Below are 18699 nucleotides of genomic sequence, written 5' to 3'. Positions count from 1 at the left end.
TGAGGGTAATAACTGTGCTTGAAGCCTACCGCAAACACATCGAAGAGCGTGCCGCCCTGGGTATCGTGCCCCAGCCGCTGAACGCCGAACAAACTGCAGGCCTGGTCGAGCTGCTGAAAAACCCGCCGGCCGGCGAAGAAGCCTTCCTCGTAGACCTGATCACCAACCGCGTTCCGCCAGGGGTCGACGAAGCTGCCTACGTCAAGGCCGCTTTCCTCTCCGCCGTTGCCAAGGGCGAAACCAAGTCGCCGCTGATCGACCGCAAGCACGCCACCGAGCTGCTGGGCACCATGCAGGGCGGCTACAACATCGAGACGCTGGTCGCGCTGCTGGACGACGCCGAACTGGGCGCCGTCGCGGGCGAGCAACTCAAGCACACCCTGCTGATGTTCGACGCCTTCCACGACGTGGCTGAAAAAGCCAAGGCCGGCAACGTGCACGCCAAGGCCGTGCTGGAATCCTGGGCTGCCGGCGAGTGGTTCACCTCGCGTCCGGCCATCGCCGAGAAGTACACCCTGACCGTGTTCAAGGTGCCGGGCGAAACCAACACCGACGACCTGTCCCCTGCCCCGGACGCCTGGTCGCGCCCCGACATCCCGCTGCACGCCCTGGCCATGCTGAAGATGGCCCGCGATGGCATCGAGCCTTCGCAGCCTGGCTCGGTCGGCCCGCTGGCGCAGATCGAAGCGGTCAAGGCCAAGGGCTTCCCGGTCGCCTACGTCGGTGACGTGGTCGGTACCGGCTCCTCGCGCAAATCCGCGACCAACTCGGTGCTGTGGTTCTTCGGCGACGACATCCCGTACGTGCCGAACAAGCGCGCCGGTGGTTTCTGCTTCGGCACCAAGATCGCCCCGATCTTCTACAACACCATGGAAGACGCCGGCGCCCTGCCGATCGAATTCGACTGCACCAACCTGGCCATGGGCGATGTCATCGACGTCTACCCGTTCAAGGGTGAAGTCAAGCGTCACGACAGCGGCGAGCTGGTCACTACCTTCGCCCTGAAAACCGAAGTGCTGCTGGACGAAGTCCGCGCAGGCGGCCGTATCCCGCTGATCGTTGGCCGTGGCCTGACCGAAAAGGCCCGCGCCGAACTGGGCCTGGGTGCTTCTGACCTGTTCAAGAAGCCGGAGCAGCCTGCCGACACCGGCAAGGGCTTCACCCTGGCGCAGAAGATGGTCGGTCGTGCCTGCGGCCTGCCGGAAGGCCAGGGCGTGCGCCCGGGCGCCTACTGCGAACCGAAGATGACCACCGTCGGCTCCCAGGACACCACCGGCCCGATGACCCGCGACGAGCTGAAGGACCTGGCGTGCCTGGGCTTCTCCGCCGACCTGGTCATGCAGTCGTTCTGCCACACCGCCGCCTACCCGAAACCGATCGACGTCACCACCCACCACACCCTGCCGGATTTCATCCGCACCCGTGGCGGCGTGTCCCTGCGTCCAGGCGACGGCATCATCCACAGCTGGCTGAACCGCATGCTGCTGCCTGATACCGTCGGCACCGGCGGCGACTCGCACACCCGCTTCCCGATCGGCATCTCGTTCCCGGCCGGTTCCGGCCTGGTCGCCTTCGCCGCAGCCACCGGCGTCATGCCGCTGGACATGCCGGAGTCGGTACTGGTGCGCTTCAAGGGCAAGCTGCAGCCAGGCATCACCCTGCGTGACCTGGTCCACGCCATCCCTTACTACGCCATCCAGAAGGGCCTGCTGACCGTCGAGAAGAAGGGCAAGAAGAACGCCTTCTCCGGCCGCATCCTGGAAATCGAAGGCCTGGACGAGCTGACCGTCGAGCAGGCGTTCGAGCTGTCCGACGCCTCGGCCGAGCGTTCGGCTGCCGGTTGCACCATCAAGCTGCCGGAAAAGGCCATCGCCGAATACCTGCAGTCGAACATCACCCTGCTGCGCTGGATGATCAGCGAAGGCTACGGCGACGCCCGTACCATGGAGCGCCGTGCGCAAGCCATGGAAGCCTGGCTGGCCAACCCCGAGCTGCTGTCGGCCGACGCCGACGCCGAATACGCCGAGATCATCGAAATCGACCTGGCCGACGTCAAGGAGCCTGTGCTCTGCGCGCCGAACGACCCGGACGACGCCCGCCTGCTGTCGCAGGTACAAGGCGAGAAGATCGACGAAGTGTTCATCGGTTCGTGCATGACCAACATCGGCCACTTCCGCGCAGCTGGCAAGCTGCTGGACAAGGTCAAGGGTGGCATCCCAACCCGTCTGTGGCTGGCACCTCCAACCAAGATGGACGCCCACCAGCTGACCGAGGAAGGCTACTACGGCATCTACGGCAAGGCCGGCGCGCGCATGGAAATGCCAGGCTGCTCGCTGTGCATGGGTAACCAGGCACGTGTGCAGACCGGTTCGACCGTGGTCTCCACCTCGACCCGCAACTTCCCGAACCGCCTGGGCGATGCCACCAACGTCTACCTGGCGTCGGCGGAGCTGGCTGCAGTCGCGTCGATCCTCGGCAAGCTGCCGACCGTCGAAGAGTACCTGCAGTACGCCAAGGATATCGACAGCATGGCTGCCGACGTCTACCGCTACCTGAGCTTCGACCAGATCGCCGAGTTCCGCGAAGCAGCGGCCAACGCCAAGATCCCTGTGGTCCAAGCGTAAGTCGAGCAGTCGGTTGTAAATGAAAAGCCCCGGTAGAAATACCGGGGCTTTTTCATTTCCGAAAGGGTCTGCGTGCAGCAGCAGGTTTGGGTCTAGAAGCTGTCGCCAGGCACCCGCACCCACCCTTCCATCAATACCCGCGCGCTGCGGCTCATGATGGCCTTGGTCACGCTCCACTGCCCACCCGCCTGCTGCGCCTCGGCGCCCACACGCAGGGTGCCGGACGGATGCCCGAAACGCACCGCGCTACGCTCACCACCACCTGCGGCCAGGTTGACCAGCGTCCCGGGAATTGCCGCTGCCGTACCAATGGCCACCGCTGCGGTGCCCATCATGGCGTGGTGCAACTTGCCCATCGACAACGCCCGCACTACCAGGTCGATATCGCTGGCCGCCACGGCCTTGCCGCTGGACGCGGTGTACGAGGTCGCGGGAGCGACGAAGGCGACCTTCGGCGTATGCTGGCGACCAGCGGCCTGGTCGATGTGCTCGATCAGCCCCATACGGACGGCGCCATGGGCGCGAATGGTCTCGAAACGCGCCAATGCGGCGGCATCGCTGTTGATCGCGTCCTGGAGTTCGGTACCGGTGTAGCCGATGTCGGCTGCATTGACGAAGATGGTCGGGATGCCGGCATTGATCAGGGTCGCCTTGAACGTGCCGACACCCGGCACCTCGAGGTCGTCAACCAGGTTGCCGGTAGGAAACATCGCCCCGCCGCCATCACCGTCTTCATCCGCTGCAGGATCGAGGAACTCCAGCTGCACCTCGGCTGCCGGGAAGGTCACCCCATCGAGCTCGAAGTCGCCGGTTTCCTGCACCTCGCCTTCGCTGATCGGCACATGGGCGATGATGGTCTTGCCGATATTGGCCTGCCAGATGCGCACGGTCGCCATGCCATTGCGCGGAACGCGCGCCGGGTCCACCAGCCCGCTGGCGATGGCGAACGAGCCAACGGCCGCCGACAGGTTGCCGCAGTTGCCGCTCCAGTCGACGAAGGCCTTGTCGATGGCGACCTGGCCGAACAGGTAGTCGACGTCATGGTCGGCCTTGCTGCTCGACGACAGGATCACCGTCTTGCTGGTGCTGGACGTTGCACCGCCCATGCCGTCGATCTGCTTGGCGTAGGGGTCGGGGCTGCCGATCACCCGCAACAGCAGGGCATCGCGTGCAGGGCCTGGCACCTGGGCACGCTCGGGCAGGTCTTGCAGGCGGAAGAACACGCCTTTGCTGGTGCCACCGCGGATGTAGGTGGCGGGGATTTTCACTTGCGCTACAGATGCCATGGGGTATTTATCCTTCAAGGCCGACGCCCCTGTGGGAGCGGGCTTGCCCCGCGATAGTGCCAGAACAGACAGCGATGTCGCTCCTGCTGACGCCATCGCGGGGCAAGCCCGCTCCTACAGGCTAAAGGCGGGGTTCAGGTCATCAGGCCGTCGCTTCGAGGAAGTCCTGGGCAAAGCGCTGCAGCACTCCGCCCGCCTCGTAGATCGACACTTCTTCAGCGGTATCCAGGCGACAGGTCACCGGCACCTCCAGACGTTCACCGTTGCGACGGTTCACCACCAGCGTCAAGGTCGCCCGCGGCGTGCGCGCACCGACCACGTCGTAGGTCTCGCTGCCGTCCAGGCCCAGGGTCACCCGCGTGGTGCCCGGGTGGAACTCCAGCGGCAGCACACCCATGCCGATCAGGTTGGTGCGGTGGATACGCTCGAAACCCTCGGCGACGATCGCCTCGACACCGGCAAGGCGCACGCCCTTGGCCGCCCAATCCCGCGACGAGCCCTGGCCGTAGTCGGCCCCGGCGACGATGATCAGCGGCTGCTTGCGCTGCATGTAGGTCTCGATCGCTTCCCACATGCGCGTCACCTTGCCTTCCGGCTCGATGCGCGCCAGCGAACCCTGCTTCACGCTGCCGTCTTCCTTGCGCACCATCTCGTTGAACAGCTTGGGGTTGGCGAAGGTGGCGCGCTGGGCGGTGAGGTGATCGCCGCGATGGGTAGCGTAGGAGTTGAAGTCCTCCTCCGGCAGGCCCATCTTCGCCAGGTACTCGCCGGCAGCGCTGTCGAGCATGATGGCGTTCGATGGCGACAGGTGGTCGGTGGTGATGTTGTCCGGCAGTACCGCCAACGGGCGCATGCCGCGCAGGGTGCGCTCACCGGCCAGGGCGCCTTCCCAGTAAGGGGGGCGACGAATATAGGTGCTCATCGGGCGCCATTCGTACAGCGGCGCGACCTTCGGCCCCTTGTCTTCCTCGATGGTGAACATCGGGATGTAGACCTGGCGGAACTGCTCGGGCTTGACCGAGGCACGCACCACCGCGTCGATCTCCTCGTCGCTCGGCCAGATATCCTTCAGACGGATCTCCTTGCCATCGACCACGCCCAGCACATCCTTCTCGATATCGAAGCGGATGGTTCCGGCGATGGCGTAGGCCACCACCAGCGGCGGCGAGGCCAGGAACGCCTGTTTGGCGTAGGGATGGATACGCCCGTCGAAGTTGCGGTTGCCCGACAGCACGGCGGTGGCGTACAGGTCGCGGTCGATGATCTCCTGCTGGATCACCGGGTCCAGTGCGCCGGACATGCCGTTGCAGGTGGTGCAGGCGAAGGCGACGATACCGAAGCCCAGGTGCTCGAGTTCCTGCTCCAGGCCCGCTTCCTTGAGGTACAACTGCACCGCCTTGGAGCCGGGCGCCAGCGAGGACTTGACCCAGGGTTTGCGCATCAGGCCGAGCCGGTTGGCATTGCGCGCCAGCAGGCCGGCGGCGATCACGTTGCGCGGGTTGCTGGTGTTGGTGCAACTGGTGATGGCAGCAATGATCACCGCACCGTCGGGCATCTGCCCCGGCACTTCTTCCCAGGCCCCGGCAATCCCCTTGGCCGCCAGGTCGCTGGTCGCCACGCGGGCGTGCGGGTTGGAAGGCCCGGCCATGTTGCGCACCACGCTCGACAGGTCGAAGGTCAGCGTACGCTCGTATTCGGCCTTGACCAGGCTGTCGGCCCACAGGCCGGCGACCTTGGCGTAGGTCTCGACCAGTTGTACCTGTTGATCGTCGCGACCGGTCAGGCGCAGGTAATCGATGGTCTGCTGGTCGATGGCGAACATCGCCGCAGTGGCGCCGTATTCCGGGGCCATGTTGGAGATGGTCGCGCGGTCGCCGAGGGTCAGCGCACGGGCGCCTTGGCCATGGAATTCGAGGTAGGCACCGACCACTTTCTGCTTGCGCAGGAACTCGGTCAGGGCCAGCACCAGGTCGGTGGCGGTGATGTTCGGTGCCAGGCGACCCGTCAGCTCGACTCCGACGATTTCCGGCAAACGCATCCACGAAGCCCGACCGAGCATGACGTTCTCGGCCTCCAGGCCTCCCACGCCGATGGCGATCACGCCCAGGGCGTCGACGTGCGGGGTGTGGCTGTCGGTGCCGACGCAGGTGTCCGGGTAGGCCACGCCATGGTCGGCGTGGATCACCGGCGACATTTTCTCCAGGTTGATCTGGTGCATGATGCCGTTGCCCGGCTGGATCACGTCGACGTTCTTGAACGCCTGCTTGGTCCAGTTGATGAAGTGGAAACGGTCTTCGTTGCGACGGTCTTCGATGGCACGGTTCTTCTCGAACGCCTGCGGATCGAAACCGCCACACTCCACGGCCAGCGAGTGGTCGACGATCAACTGCACCGGCACCACTGGATTGACCTGGGCCGGATCGCCACCCTTGTCTGCGATGGCATCGCGCAGGCCGGCCAGGTCGACCAGGGCGGTCTGGCCGAGGATGTCATGGCACACCACGCGCGCCGGGAACCAGGGGAAGTCGAGGTCGCGCTTGCGCTCGATCAGCTGCGCCAGCGAGGCATCGAGGGTTGCAGGGTCGCAGCGGCGCACCAGGTTTTCGGCCAGCACGCGGGAGGTATAGGGCAGCCCGTCGTAGGCGCCGGGCTTGATCGCCTCGACGGCCGCACGGGTGTCGAAATAGTCCAGGGCAGTGCCTGGCAGGTTCTTGCGGTATGCGGTGTTCATCATGAGTCAGGCTCGCTCACAGGATTGGGAAGGTTTCACCGCCCCTGTGGGAGCGGGCTTGCCCGCGAATGCGTCAGCAGGTGCGAAGCGGTTACCCGCACGAACGCATTCGCGGGCAAGCCCGCTCCCACAGGGAAACGGGTTGCCTCTCTCTATTTCATTCAGCGCTGCTCGATCGGCACGAACTGGCGCTGCTCGACGCCGGTGTACTCGGCGCTCGGGCGGATGATGCGGTTGTTGGCGCGCTGCTCGAACACGTGCGCGGCCCAGCCGGTCAGGCGCGAGCAGACGAAGATCGGGGTGAACAGCTTGGTCGGGATGCCCATGAAGTGGTACGCCGAGGCGTGGTAGAAGTCGGCGTTGGGGAACAGGCGCTTCTGCTCCCACATGGTCTTGTCGATGGCTTCGGACACCGGATACAGCACAGTGTCGCCCACTTCGTCGGCCAGTTGCTTCGACCAGCCCTTGATCACCTCGTTGCGCGGGTCGGACTCCTTGTAGATCGCATGGCCGAAGCCCATGATCTTGTCCTTGCGCTCGAGCATGCGCAGCAGCTCGGCACTGGCTTCCTGCGGGCTCTGGAAGCGCTCGATCAGCTCCATCGCCGCCTCGTTGGCACCGCCGTGCAGCGGCCCGCGCAGCGAGCCGATGGCGGCGGTAACGCACGAGTACAGGTCCGACAGGGTCGAGGCGCAGACCCGCGCAGTGAAGGTCGAGGCGTTGAATTCGTGCTCGGCGTAGAGAATCAGCGAGACGTTCATCACCTTCACATGCAGCTCGCTCGGCTTCTTGCCGTGCAGCAGGTGCAGGAAGTGGCCACCGAGGGTGTCTTCGTCGCTGGAGCAGTCGATGCGCACGCCGTGATGGGTGAAGCGGTACCAGTAGCACATCACCGCCGGGAACAGCGCCAGCAGGCGATCGGTCTTGTCGCGCTGGGCTTCGAAGGTCAGCTCCGGTTCCAGGGTGCCGAGTACCGAGCAGCCGGTGCGCATAACGTCCATCGGGTGCGCATCACGCGGGATGCGTTCGAGCACTTCCTTGAGCGCTTGTGGCAGGTCGCGCAGGCCCTTGAGCTTGTGCTTGTAGTCGGCAAGCTCGGCCTTGCTCGGCAGCTCGCCGTAGAGCAGCAGGTAGGCGACTTCCTCGAACTCGGCAGCGGCGGCCAGGTCACGCACGTCGTAGCCGCGGTAGGTCAGGCCGGCGCCGGCCTGGCCGACGGTCGACAGCGCGGTCTGCCCGGCCACCTGGCCACGCAGGCCGGCGCCACTGAGTACTTTTGCTTCGGCCATGGTGTTTCTCCTTTCTTGAATTTGTTATGAAGTCGTTCTGGCTAATCTGCTGGGGCCGGCACCGCTGGAATGGCCTACCCCTTCTTCTGCGCAAACAACGCATCGAGGCTCTGCTCGAAGGCGTGATAACCAATGGCATCGTAGAGCTCCATGCGAGTCTGCATGGTGTCGATGACGTTCTTCTGCGTGCCGTCACGGCGCAGCGCGGTGTACACGTTCTCGGCCGCCTTGTTCATGGCGCGGAACGCCGACAGCGGGTACAGCACCAGCGACACGTCGACCGAGGCCAGCTCTTCGGTGGTGTACAGCGGCGTGGCACCGAACTCGGTGATGTTGGCCAGGATCGGTGCCTTCACCCGGTCGGCGAAGGTCTTGTACATCTGCAATTCGGTGATGGCTTCGGGGAAGATCATGTCGGCGCCGGCTTCGATGCACGCGGCGGCGCGGTCGAGGGCTGCGTTCAGCCCCTCCACCGCCAGCGCGTCGGTACGCGCCATGATCACGAAGCTGTCGTCGGTGCGGGCATCGACTGCCGCCTTGATGCGGTCGACCATCTCCTGCTGCGAGACGATCTCCTTGTTCGGCCGGTGACCGCAGCGCTTGGCGCCGACCTGGTCCTCGATGTGGATCGCCGCGGCGCCGAACTTGCACATCGAACGCACGGTACGAGCCACGTTGAACGCCGAGGCGCCGAAACCGGTGTCGACATCCACCAGCAACGGCAGGTCGCACACGTCGGTGATCCGGCGCACGTCGGTCAGCACATCGTCCAGCCCGCTGATGCCCAGGTCCGGCAGGCCCAGGGAGCCGGCAGCCACGCCACCACCGGACAGGTAGATGGCCTTGAAGCCGGCGCGCTTGGCCAGCAGCGCATGGTTGGCGTTGATGGCGCCGACCACTTGCAGCGGATGTTCGGCGGCAACGGCGTCGCGAAAACGCTGTCCGGGGGTGCTCTTCACAGTCATGACTCACCTCGTGGGCTATTGTTGTGGGCGTCCTGGTAGTGACGCTCGATATTGCGCTTGGATGCCCCGATATGACGGCGCATCAGGAGTTCGGCCAGCTCACCGTCACGGTCGGCGATGGCATCGAGAATGCGGTGGTGTTCGGCGAAGGCCTGGCGTGGTCGGTTGGGCGTGGCCGAGAACTGGATGCGGTACATGCGCACCAGCTGGTACAGCTCGCCGCAGAGCATCTTGACCAGGGTCTGGTTGCCGCTGCCCTGGATGATCCGGTAGTGAAAGTCGAAATCGCCTTCCTGCTGGTAGTAGCCCAGCCCGGCCTGAAACGCGGCATCGCGCTCGTGGGTGTCGAGCACCTGGCGCAGTTCGTCGATCTGGGCCAGGCTCATGCGCTCGGCAGCCAGCCTGCAGGCCATGCCTTCGAGCGACTCGCGGATTTCGTACAACTCGATCAGCTCTGCATGGTTCAGCGACACCACCCGTGCCCCGACATGCGGCACGCGCACCAGCAGGCGCTGGCCCTCCAGCCGATGGATCGCCTCGCGCAGCGGCCCGCGGCTGATGCCGTAGGTACGCGCCAGCTCAGGTTCGGAAATCTTGCTGCCCGGGGCGATATCACCCTTGACGATGGCCGCCTGGATGCGCCGGAAGACATTCTCTGAAAGGGTTTCGGATTCATCTGCAACCGGTGCGAGGGCCTGAGAGGCTTCCAGCATGATTGTCGACACCTCGTAAATGGATAGCGCCAAAACTAGCCAAGCAGAGGCGAATAGTCAAAGACAAAAACAATATTGTCGACAATTGTCTAATAACGAACTTACCCCACCGGGTTGCGGTCAGATCGCAGCGCGCTGGCGTCAAGACGTCGGCGTGATAGAATGCCGCGCTTCCCAAGGATTACGGATAGTGTGCCTGTCATCATTTCATGCTGTTGACAGATGAACGAGGCGCTTGCGCCCTGCCCCGAACACAGACAGCACCGCGCCAGGACTATGAAACCCACGTTTTCTTCACTGTTGTTCAGCCTCGCCTTGCTGCCGGCGTTTGGCCATGCGGCCGAAAAGACCGTGTACGGCCTGAACGAATACGCCCGCCTGGGCGATCTTGACCTGGAGGTGGCGGCCAAGCTCGACACCGGCGCCAAGACCGCCTCGCTCAGTGCCCGCGACATCAAGCGGTTCAAGCGCAACGGCGAAAGCTGGGTGCGCTTCTACCTGGCCATCGACGCCGCCCACCAGCACCCCATCGAACGCCCGCTGGCTCGCGTCAGCAAGATCAAGCGACGCGCCGGCGACTACGACCCGGACGAAGGCAAGGCCTACACCGCCCGCCCGGTGATCGAACTGGACATCTGCATGGGCCAGGCCCTGCGCACCATCGAAGTCAACCTCACCGACCGCAGCGCCTTCCAGTTCCCGCTGCTGATCGGTTCCGAGGCGCTCAAGCACTTCGACGCGCTGGTCGACCCCAGCCTCAAATACGCGGCCGGCAAACCTGCCTGTGCCACCGAAGCTCCCAAAGTAGAGTAATTCCGATGCGCTCTCTTACCCTGCACCTGAAAGTCCTGATCACCGTCCTGGTGCTGCTGGGCGTGACGGTCACCTGCTACCAGATCTTCATCCTCGGCATCCCGGTGACCGAAGACGAGACCGACGACCTGTGGAACATCGACGCCAAGGTCGAGTTCGTCGCCAGTCCCAAGGACCCGGTGAAGATCCAGATGTTCGTGCCGCCGCTGAACCGCGACTACGTGAGCCTGAACGAGAGCTTCATCTCCAACAACTACGGCGTCAGCGTCAACCGCGCCGACGGCAACCGCAAGGTGACCTGGTCGGCGCGTCGCGCCAGCGGCAACCAGACCCTGTACTACCGCCTGGTCCTGACCAAGCGCTACAGCACCGAAAAAGCCAAGATCAAGGGCCCGACCTTCCGCGACAGCCTGGCCGTCGAAGGCCCCGAGAAGATCGCCGCCGAAGCCCTGATGGCACCTATCCGCCAGCATTCGGCCGACGTCGAGACCTTCGTCAGCGAAACCATCAAGCGCGTCAACAACGCCAACGACGACAACGCCAAGCTGCTGCTGGCCGGCGACAACTCGCCGATGAAGAAAGCCCAGGTCATCGACCTGCTGCTGTCGATCGCCCACGTGCCGATGGAAAAGGTCCACACCATTCGCCTGGTGGCCGACACCCCGCAAAATCCCGAACTGTGGCTGCGCAGCTTCAACGGTAACGACTGGCTGTACTTCAACCCCGAAACCGGCGAACAGGGCCTGCCCAACGACCGCCTGCTGTGGTGGACCGGCGACGACAACCTGATCACCGTCGATGGCGGCAAGAAGGCCACCGTCACCTTCAGCATGAACAACAGCGAGATGAACGCCATCCGCCTGGCCAAGCTGACCGACGAGAACACCGACGCCGACTTCCTCGAATACTCGCTGTACAGCCTGCCGCTGCAGACCCAGCAGACCTTCATGATCATGGTCATGATCCCGATCGGGGTGCTGGTCATCCTGGTGCTGCGCAACCTGATCGGCATCCAGACCCTCGGCACCTTCACCCCGGTGCTGATCGCCCTGGCCTTCCGCGAGACGCAGCTGGGCTTCGGCATCATCCTGTTCACGGTGATCACCGCGCTGGGCCTGTCGCTGCGTTCCTACCTCGAGCACCTGAAGCTGCAGATGCTGCCGCGCCTGTCGGTGGTACTGACCTTCGTGGTGGTGCTGATCGCCGCGATCAGCCTGTTCAGCCACAAGCTTGGGCTCGAGCGCGGGCTGTCGGTGGCGCTGTTCCCGATGGTGATCCTGACCATGACCATCGAGCGCCTGTCGATCACCTGGGAAGAACGTGGCGGTGGCCATGCGATGAAAGTCGCCGTCGGCACCCTGTTCGCTGCCTCGCTGGCGCACCTGCTGATGACCGTGCCTGAAGCGGTGTACTTCGTCTTCACCTTCCCGGCCGTGCTGCTGATCCTGGTGGGCTTCATGCTGGCGATGGGTCGCTACCGCGGCTACCGCCTGACCGAGCTCGTGCGCTTCAAGGCATTCCTGAAGAAGGCTGACGCCTGATGTTCGGACTGATCAAGACGTGGAAAGCCCTGGAGGCCCGGGGCATCATGGGTATCAACCGGCGTAACGCGGACTACGTCCTGAAGTACAACAAGCGCCACCTGTACCCGATCGTCGACGACAAGATCATCACCAAGGAGCGCGCGCTGGCCGCCGGCATCCATGTGCCGGAGATGTACGGCATCATCGAGACCGAGAAAGAGATCGAGAAACTCGACGAGATCATCGGCGGGCGCAGCGACTTCGTCATCAAGCCGGCCCAGGGCGCCGGCGGCGACGGCATCCTGGTGGTCGCCGACCGCTTCGAGGACCGCTACCGCACCGTCTCGGGCAAGATCATCAGCCATGAGGAAATCGAGCACCAGGTCTCGAGCATCCTCACCGGCCTGTATTCGCTCGGCGGGCATCGCGACCGCGCGCTGATCGAGTACCGCGTCACCCCGGACCAGATCTTCAAGAGCATCAGCTACGAAGGCGTGCCCGACATCCGCATCATCGTGCTGATGGGCTACCCGGTAATGGCCATGCTGCGCCTGCCGACCCGCCAATCCGGCGGCAAGGCCAACCTGCACCAGGGCGCGATCGGCGTCGGCGTGGACCTCGCCACCGGCGTCACCCTGCGCGGTACCTGGCTCAACCGCATCATCAGCAAGCACCCGGACACCACCAACGCGGTGGACGGCGTGCAACTGCCGAACTGGGACGGCTTCATGAAGCTGGCCGCCAGTTGCTACGAGCTGTGCGGGCTGGGCTACATCGGCGTGGACATGGTCCTGGACCAGGACAAGGGCCCGCTGATCCTGGAGCTCAACGCCCGCCCCGGCCTGAACATCCAGATCGCCAACGACTGCGGGCTGACCCAGCGCACCCATGCCATCGAAGCGCACATCGAGGCACTGGCCAAGGACGGCATCAGCGAAGATGCCGAAACCCGCGTGCGCGTCACCCAAAGCCTGTTCGGCCACGTCGTCCAGCAGTGATTGCAACACAGGCCGCACCTTGCAGGGGCGGCCTGCTCCAACTGGTGCTAGGCACTTTTCCTACAGCGGCCTACAATCGCCGTCCTTGATTTTCATCGCCGTCCATTCCGATGCCGACCTGTACGCTGCACGCCCTGCCCTACCAGCCCGACCCTGCGCACTATTTCGACCGCCTGCGCCAGGCCCCCGGCGCCATCCTGCTCGACAGCGCCCGACCGGTTGCCGAACGCGGGCGCTTCGACCTGTTCAGCGCCTGGCCATTGCAGCAATTGCAGGCGCAGGACGGCGAAAGCGGTGAAGGCTATCTGCAGCGTCTGCGCCTGGCGCTGGCCGACCTGGGCGACGCCGCGCTGCCCGAGGGTAGCGAGCTGCCCTTCGCCGGCGGCCTGATCGGCTACCTGAGCTACGACTTCGGCCGACGCCTTGAGCAATTGGCGCAACTGGCTGTCGATGACCTGAAACTGCCCGATGCACAGCTGGGCCTGTATGCCTGGGCTGCGATCACCGATCATCAGTTGCGCACCTCCCAGTTGGTGTTCCACCCCGCCCTGGCGCCAGCCGAGCGCCAGCGCCTGATCCAGCTGTTCGAAGCCGAGCACGCGCCCTGCCGCCACGATTTCCGCTTGCTTGCGCCAATGCGCGGCGACCTGGCGCCCGAGCAGTACCGCAGCGCGTTCGACCGGGTGCAAAGCTATATCCAGGCCGGCGACTGCTACCAGATCAACCTCACCCAGCGCTTCCGCGCGCCGTGCCAGGGCGATCCGTGGCGAGCCTACCAGGCCCTGCGCGCGGCCTGTCCGACACCCTTCTCCGGGTTCCAGCAACTGGCCGATGGCAGCGCGCTGCTGAGCTTCTCGCCCGAGCGCTTCGTTCATGTCAGCCAGGGCCGCGTGGAAACCCGCCCGATCAAGGGCACCCGCCCGCGCGCTGCCGACCCGGCCGAGGATGCGCGCAATGCCGCCGAACTGCAGGCCAGCACGAAGGACCGCTCAGAGAACCTGATGATCGTCGACCTGCTGCGCAACGACCTGGGCCGCAGCTGCGAGACCGGCTCGGTGAAGGTGCCGGAGCTGTTCAGCCTGGAGAGCTATCCGAACGTGCACCACCTGGTCAGCAGCGTCACCGGTCTCCTGGCCCGCGGCAAGGATGCGCTGGACCTGGTCGCCGGCAGCTTTCCCGGAGGCTCGATCACCGGCGCCCCGAAGATCCGCGCCATGCAGATCATCGACGAGCTGGAACCGACCCGCCGCGCCCTGTATTGCGGCTCGCTGCTGTACCTCGACGTGCGCGGCGAGATGGACAGCTCCATCGCCATCCGCAGCCTGCTGGTCAAGGACGGTCAGGTCAGTTGCTGGGGCGGCGGCGCGGTGGTGGCCGACTCGCAGTGGGAAGCCGAATACGAGGAATCGATCGCCAAGGTGCGGGTGCTGATGGAAACCTTGCAGGGTTTGTAGCCGGTGAACCCTGCTTGCAGCCCGTCTACCCTGCCATTTTTTGTTACCATCGACCCACTACGAGCGCACAGCGCCATACACACGATGGAAACCGCCTGATGAGCCAACCCTTCGACGTCGCCGCCCTGGCCGCGACCTATGCCAGCAAGTCCCCGCAGGACATTCTCAAGCTCGCCTTCGAACACTTCGGCGACGACCTGTGGATTTCCTTCAGTGGTGCCGAGGACGTGGTGCTGGTGGACATGGCCTGGAAGCTGAACAAGCAGGTCAAGGTGTTCAGCCTCGACACCGGCCGCCTGCACCCGGAAACCTACCGCTTCATCGATCAGGTTCGCGAACAGTACAAGCTGCCGATCGAGATCCTCAGCCCGGATCGCGCCAAGCTCGACCCGTTCGTCAAGGACAAGGGTCTGTTCAGCTTCTACAAGGACGGCCACGGCGAGTGCTGCGGGATCCGCAAGATCGAGCCGCTGCGCCGCAAACTGGCCACCGTCAGCGCCTGGGCCACTGGCCAGCGCCGTGACCAGAGCCCCGGCACGCGCAGCCAGGTCGCGGCCCTGGAAATCGACTCGGCGTTCTCCACCCCCGAGCGCACCCTGTACAAGTTCAACCCCCTGGCGCAGATGACCAGCGCCGAAGTCTGGGGTTATATCCGCATGCTCGAACTGCCGTACAACAGCCTGCACGAGCGCGGCTTCATCAGCATCGGTTGCGAGCCCTGCACCCGCCCGGTGCTGCCGAACCAGCACGAGCGCGAGGGGCGCTGGTGGTGGGAAGAGTCGACGCAGAAGGAATGCGGGCTGCACGCTGGCAACCTGATCAGCAAGGCCTGAAAACAAACGGGGCAAGCCCGCGCCCACACAAGACCTGCAGGCGCGGGCTCGCCCCGCGATGGGCCGCAACGCGGCCCCTGTTTCATGCCAACTCAGTGCACGGGCAACTCAACCCCTTCGAACAGCTCTTCGAGCTCCTGCTTGTTGTGGCACTGAATGGCCTTGGCCATCACTTCGCGGGTCAGGTGCGGGGCGAACTTCTCGATGAAGTCGCACATGAAGCCGCGCAGGAAGGTACCGCGGCGGAAGCCGATCTTGGTGATGCTGGCTTCGAACAGCTCGCTCGCATCCAGACACACCAGGTCACTGTCGAGCCTGGTATCGACCGCCATCTTCGCGACGATGCCCACGCCCAGACCCAGGCGCACATAGGTCTTGATCACGTCGGCGTCTGCGGCAGTGAAGACCACTTTCGGGGTCAGGCCACGATGGTTGAAGGCCTCATCGAGCTTGGAGCGGCCGGTGAAGCCGAACACGTAGGTCACGATCGGGTATTCGGCGACCGCTTCCAGGGTCAGCTTCGGCAGCTTGGTCAGCGGATGGCCCTGGGGCACCACCACGCAGCGATTCCACTTGTAGCACGGCATCATGATCAGGTCGCCGAACAGCTCCAGCGCCTCGGTGGCGATGGCGAAGTCGACGGTGCCATCGGCGGCCATCTCGGCGATCTGCATCGGCGAGCCCTGGTGCATGTGCAGGGACACTTCCGGGTACTGCTTGATGAAGTTGCTGATCACCGGCGGCAGCGCATAGCGGGCCTGGGTGTGGGTGGTGGCGATGGACAGCGTGCCCTTCTTCTCGTTGGAGAATTCCTGGGCGATCTGCTTGATGCTCTCGACCTTGCGCAGGATCTCGCCTGCAGTGGTGATGATGCGCTCGCCGGCCGGGGTGACGCGGGTCAGGTGCTTGCCGCTGCGGGCGAAAACCTCGACGCCCAGTTCGTCTTCCAGAAGGCGGATCTGCTTGCTGATCCCCGGCTGGGAGGTGTACAGGCTCTGCGCAGTCGCGGAGACGTTGAGGTCATGGTGCGCTACTTCCCAGATATAGCGCAGTTGTTGAAGCTTCATAGGTTTCCCTCAAATCAGCGGTAGGTCACCGGCTGCTGGCAGCGACGATTTATAACTATATTAGTGGTTAGAGAAATAAATCTAGAACTATTTTGTTACGCATCAGGGAAAAGACCTACTGCCAGGTTCAGCCTTTCCTACGCCCTAAATGCTGCGCCAACGGCACCATGTACACCGGCACCGGCGATAGCTGCAGCAACCGCACCGCCGTGCGCCCAATCGGCACGTCGACCCCCGCCCCTTCGGCATGGCTGCCGAAAATCAGCAGGTCGACGGCAAGGCGCTGGGCCTGTTCGAGGATCACCTGCGCCGGATCGCCCTGGCGCACGCGCACGGCCTTGATCACCGCCAGGTCGGCCTCCTCGCCCAGTTCGTCGCGAAAGTTTTCCAGTACCTGCTGCTCGATGTTGGCCATCACCGTATTGACCCCCTGGGAGTGCAAGCGGTCGAGGGTCTGTTCGTCGAGGTAGCTCTGCAGCAGCGATTCGGCGAACTGACCCATGGGTTCGACGGCGTGGATGACATACAGCTCGGCATTGAAGGTGCGCGCCAGGGCCAGGGCGTGCTGCATGACGAAGGGCGCGTAGACGCCGAGATCGGTGGCGTACAGCATGGAACGGATCATTCGGCCTCCTCGACTGCCGCGGGGGCAGAGCAAGCTACAGCTTAGCAGCGCCTTGCAGCGCCGCTTCGCCGTCTGGCGCAGACCGTATCACTGCACGCGATTGTGCCGGTCGATGAACGACAGCGCCTGGTACAGCGCCTCGATCTTCGGCAACCGGCAACCGGCCTCACGGGCCTGTGCCAGCGGTTCGCCATAGATCGCCTGCAATTCGAGCGGCCTCCGATGCGCATGGTCGTGGTACATGCTCGGACAGTAGTCGGGCATCTGCTCGGTGATGCGCAACAGATGTTCGGCATAGCCCTCCGGCAGCTCATGCCCACAGGCACGCGCGCCCTCCACCACCTCGGCCATCAGCCCGCGAATCAGCTCGCGGCTGTCCGGGTCGGCCATCAGCGGTGTGGTGCTGGCCTGCAACAGCACCGACAAGCCGTTGTAAGGCACGTTCCAGACCAGCTTCTGCCAGCGCGCCTGGCCAAGGTTGTCCATCGCTTGCGAGTCCACGCCTGCGGCGTGGAACAACCCGGCGCCCTCGGCGACGATGGCCGCACCGCAGTCATCGGTCGGGCCGCTGTGATACCCCAGGTTGACCGCACCGAGCGCCTGGTGGCGGATCACCCCGGGCGCCTGGCGGTTCACGCAGATGAAGCACAGCCCGCCGAGCAAGTGCATGTCGTCACGCAGCGCAGGGCGCAGCTGCTCCTCGACGCCCAGGCCGTTCTGCAGCAACACCACCCGCGCGCCGGGCGCGGCGGCCTGGACGATGAGCGGGGCAAGTTCGGCGTTGCCGGTGGCCTTGGTGCCGATCAGCAACCAGTCGCACGGCGGCATGTCGCTGGCCGAGGCGTAGGCCTGCACCTTCATGTGCTGCGAGCCATGCACGGCGCTGTCTAGGGTCAGGCCGTGCTCCTGCACCACGGCATAGTCGCCGCGCAGCAGAAAGTGCACATCGAAGCCGGCGCGCGCCAGCATCAGCCCGTAGAAACCACCAATCGCACCGCTGCCGATGATACCGATGCGTGTGTTGCGAGGATCCATACCGCTCTCCTGTCGAAGCGATGACTGTCTGTCCGGTTTTTTAACAGCGAATCAGCCGGTTTGCGATCCTTCACTATACTCAGGCGAAGAAGGTCAAATAATCGACACGGAGTCGAGCATGTGCGGATTTCTGCCTCACCCCGACGGGATCCCGGTCGAACTCAACCTGCGCCCGTCTCCCAGCCTGTTTCGCCGCCTGCATACCCTGGGGCTTGGCGGCATCGCTTGCAACCATCCGCGCGCCTATCGTCGCGGAACCGCAGTGGACGTGCTGATGCCCTCGCTCGGTGCGCAGGCCCGCTACCCCGGCTATGTCGCCTGGTGCCAGCCTCTGGACGACGGCTACCGGATCGGCGTGGCGTTCACCGACGACCAGGCCCTGTTCGGTGCCCGCATGGGTGAACAGGTGTGCCACATCCATCACTACTGCCAGCTTCACCAGCAGAGCGACCTGCAGGGTGAGCAGGCGCAGCAGTTGGCCCGGCAGTGGATCACCCTGCACGGCGCCGAGTTTTCCCAGGCCGCGTTGCTGGGCGAAGACAGCGGCTTGCCCTGCCCGCTCCCCGGCATGCTGCGCGACCCCTGCCTGACCATCGGCCTGCAGGGCAAGGCGCGCACGCCCAGGGCAGCTTTTCAGCGCTGACGCGGCCCTGCCCATTGTCGCGCCCGGTGTAACGCGCTAAGGTTCGGCTCCCCCTGCGAACAATCTGCTGCTGGGCCGCACGGGGTTTGCTGGCGGCCGG

Annotated in this window: 14 protein-coding genes and 1 pseudogene; 7 read left to right on the top strand and 8 right to left on the bottom strand. The window is 64.6% G+C overall.

Going from position 1 to position 18699, the window contains the following annotated elements; translation table 11 throughout:
* Window positions 1–14 precede the first annotated feature (14 nt).
* Window positions 15–2624, top strand: a complete 2610-nt coding sequence (gene acnB / locus AC1TXO_RS09780) for a bifunctional aconitate hydratase 2/2-methylisocitrate dehydratase (RefSeq protein WP_486406822.1) — start codon at window positions 15–17, stop codon at window positions 2622–2624.
* A 92-nt stretch (window positions 2625–2716) separates the two neighbouring features.
* Here acnB and prpF read toward each other — a convergent pair whose 3' ends face one another.
* From prpF to AC1TXO_RS09755, 5 genes are all read right to left on the bottom strand, one after another.
* Window positions 2717–3910: a 2-methylaconitate cis-trans isomerase PrpF gene (prpF, locus tag AC1TXO_RS09775; RefSeq protein ID WP_486406112.1), complete on the bottom strand. Its 1194-nt coding sequence runs from the start codon at window positions 3908–3910 to the stop codon at window positions 2717–2719.
* 142 nt (window positions 3911–4052) lie between these two features.
* Window positions 4053–6641 (bottom strand): Fe/S-dependent 2-methylisocitrate dehydratase AcnD, encoded by a 2589-nt coding sequence (gene acnD / locus AC1TXO_RS09770; protein ID WP_486406821.1) that lies wholly within the window; start codon window positions 6639–6641, stop codon window positions 4053–4055.
* Between the two features lie 161 nt (window positions 6642–6802).
* Window positions 6803–7930, bottom strand: coding sequence for a bifunctional 2-methylcitrate synthase/citrate synthase (gene prpC / locus AC1TXO_RS09765; RefSeq protein ID WP_486406111.1), 1128 nt, complete (start codon window positions 7928–7930; stop codon window positions 6803–6805).
* A gap of 74 nt (window positions 7931–8004) precedes the next feature.
* Complete coding sequence (gene prpB / locus AC1TXO_RS09760; RefSeq protein ID WP_486406110.1) at window positions 8005–8895, bottom strand: methylisocitrate lyase; 891 nt, start codon at window positions 8893–8895, stop codon at window positions 8005–8007.
* A complete protein-coding gene (locus AC1TXO_RS09755) occupies window positions 8892–9608 on the bottom strand; it encodes a GntR family transcriptional regulator (RefSeq protein WP_486406109.1) in 717 nt (238 codons plus the stop codon). Before AC1TXO_RS09755 ends, prpB begins: the two co-directional genes overlap by 4 nt.
* A 276-nt stretch (window positions 9609–9884) precedes the next feature.
* Between AC1TXO_RS09755 and rloA the strand changes: the two genes are divergently transcribed.
* From rloA to AC1TXO_RS09730, 5 genes are all read left to right on the top strand, one after another.
* A complete protein-coding gene (gene rloA, locus AC1TXO_RS09750) occupies window positions 9885–10421 on the top strand; it encodes a retropepsin-like aspartic peptidase RloA (RefSeq protein ID WP_486406108.1) in 537 nt (178 codons plus the stop codon).
* Between the two features lie 5 nt (window positions 10422–10426).
* A complete protein-coding gene (gene rloB, locus AC1TXO_RS09745; RefSeq protein WP_486406107.1) occupies window positions 10427–11962 on the top strand; it encodes an osmotic stress tolerance membrane protein RloB in 1536 nt (511 codons plus the stop codon).
* Window positions 11962–12942: an alpha-L-glutamate ligase-like protein gene (locus AC1TXO_RS09740; protein ID WP_486406106.1), complete on the top strand. Its 981-nt coding sequence runs from the start codon at window positions 11962–11964 to the stop codon at window positions 12940–12942. The genes rloB and AC1TXO_RS09740 overlap by 1 nt, the downstream gene beginning before the upstream one ends.
* A gap of 110 nt (window positions 12943–13052) precedes the next feature.
* Complete coding sequence (gene pabB / locus AC1TXO_RS09735) at window positions 13053–14396, top strand: aminodeoxychorismate synthase component I (RefSeq protein WP_486406105.1); 1344 nt, start codon at window positions 13053–13055, stop codon at window positions 14394–14396.
* Between the two features lie 98 nt (window positions 14397–14494).
* Window positions 14495–15229: a phosphoadenylyl-sulfate reductase gene (locus AC1TXO_RS09730; protein WP_486406104.1), complete on the top strand. Its 735-nt coding sequence runs from the start codon at window positions 14495–14497 to the stop codon at window positions 15227–15229.
* Window positions 15230–15321: 92 nt separating this feature from the next.
* Here AC1TXO_RS09730 and cysB read toward each other — a convergent pair whose 3' ends face one another.
* From cysB to AC1TXO_RS09715, 3 genes are all read right to left on the bottom strand, one after another.
* Complete coding sequence (cysB, locus tag AC1TXO_RS09725; protein WP_486406103.1) at window positions 15322–16296, bottom strand: HTH-type transcriptional regulator CysB; 975 nt, start codon at window positions 16294–16296, stop codon at window positions 15322–15324.
* A 127-nt stretch (window positions 16297–16423) separates the two neighbouring features.
* A complete protein-coding gene (locus AC1TXO_RS09720) occupies window positions 16424–16921 on the bottom strand; it encodes a universal stress protein (protein ID WP_486406102.1) in 498 nt (165 codons plus the stop codon).
* 87 nt (window positions 16922–17008) lie between these two features.
* A complete protein-coding gene (locus AC1TXO_RS09715) occupies window positions 17009–17956 on the bottom strand; it encodes a putative 2-dehydropantoate 2-reductase (RefSeq protein WP_486406101.1) in 948 nt (315 codons plus the stop codon).
* A 118-nt stretch (window positions 17957–18074) separates the two neighbouring features.
* Here AC1TXO_RS09715 and AC1TXO_RS09710 point away from each other — a divergent pair.
* A pseudogene (locus tag AC1TXO_RS09710) lies at window positions 18075–18482 on the top strand (PilZ domain-containing protein); the annotation flags it as partial.
* Window positions 18483–18699: the final 217 nt, after the last annotated feature.

It is taken from the genome of Pseudomonas sp. FA117, assembly GCF_057370475.1.
Note: the sequence above shows the minus strand (reverse complement) of the source record. Positions and strands in the feature narration are given on the sequence as shown.

Bases quoted from the DNA above. Each gene is read 5' to 3' on its own strand.
- prpF (WP_486406112.1), bottom strand. From the start codon at position 3,910: ATGGCATCTGTAGCGCAAGTGAAAATCCCCGCCACCTACATCCGCGGT.
- acnD (WP_486406821.1), bottom strand. From the start codon at position 6,641: ATGAACACCGCATACCGCAAGAACCTGCCAGGCACTGCCCTGGACTAT.
- prpC (WP_486406111.1), bottom strand. From the start codon at position 7,930: ATGGCCGAAGCAAAAGTACTCAGTGGCGCCGGCCTGCGTGGCCAGGTG.
- prpB (WP_486406110.1), bottom strand. From the start codon at position 8,895: ATGACTGTGAAGAGCACCCCCGGACAGCGTTTTCGCGACGCCGTTGCC.
- AC1TXO_RS09755 (WP_486406109.1), bottom strand. From the start codon at position 9,608: ATGCTGGAAGCCTCTCAGGCCCTCGCACCGGTTGCAGATGAATCCGAA.
- rloA (WP_486406108.1), top strand. From the start codon at position 9,885: ATGAAACCCACGTTTTCTTCACTGTTGTTCAGCCTCGCCTTGCTGCCG.
- rloB (WP_486406107.1), top strand. From the start codon at position 10,427: ATGCGCTCTCTTACCCTGCACCTGAAAGTCCTGATCACCGTCCTGGTG.
- AC1TXO_RS09740 (WP_486406106.1), top strand. From the start codon at position 11,962: ATGTTCGGACTGATCAAGACGTGGAAAGCCCTGGAGGCCCGGGGCATC.
- pabB (WP_486406105.1), top strand. From the start codon at position 13,053: ATGCCGACCTGTACGCTGCACGCCCTGCCCTACCAGCCCGACCCTGCG.
- AC1TXO_RS09730 (WP_486406104.1), top strand. From the start codon at position 14,495: ATGAGCCAACCCTTCGACGTCGCCGCCCTGGCCGCGACCTATGCCAGC.
- cysB (WP_486406103.1), bottom strand. From the start codon at position 16,296: ATGAAGCTTCAACAACTGCGCTATATCTGGGAAGTAGCGCACCATGAC.
- AC1TXO_RS09720 (WP_486406102.1), bottom strand. From the start codon at position 16,921: ATGATCCGTTCCATGCTGTACGCCACCGATCTCGGCGTCTACGCGCCC.
- AC1TXO_RS09715 (WP_486406101.1), bottom strand. From the start codon at position 17,956: ATGGATCCTCGCAACACACGCATCGGTATCATCGGCAGCGGTGCGATT.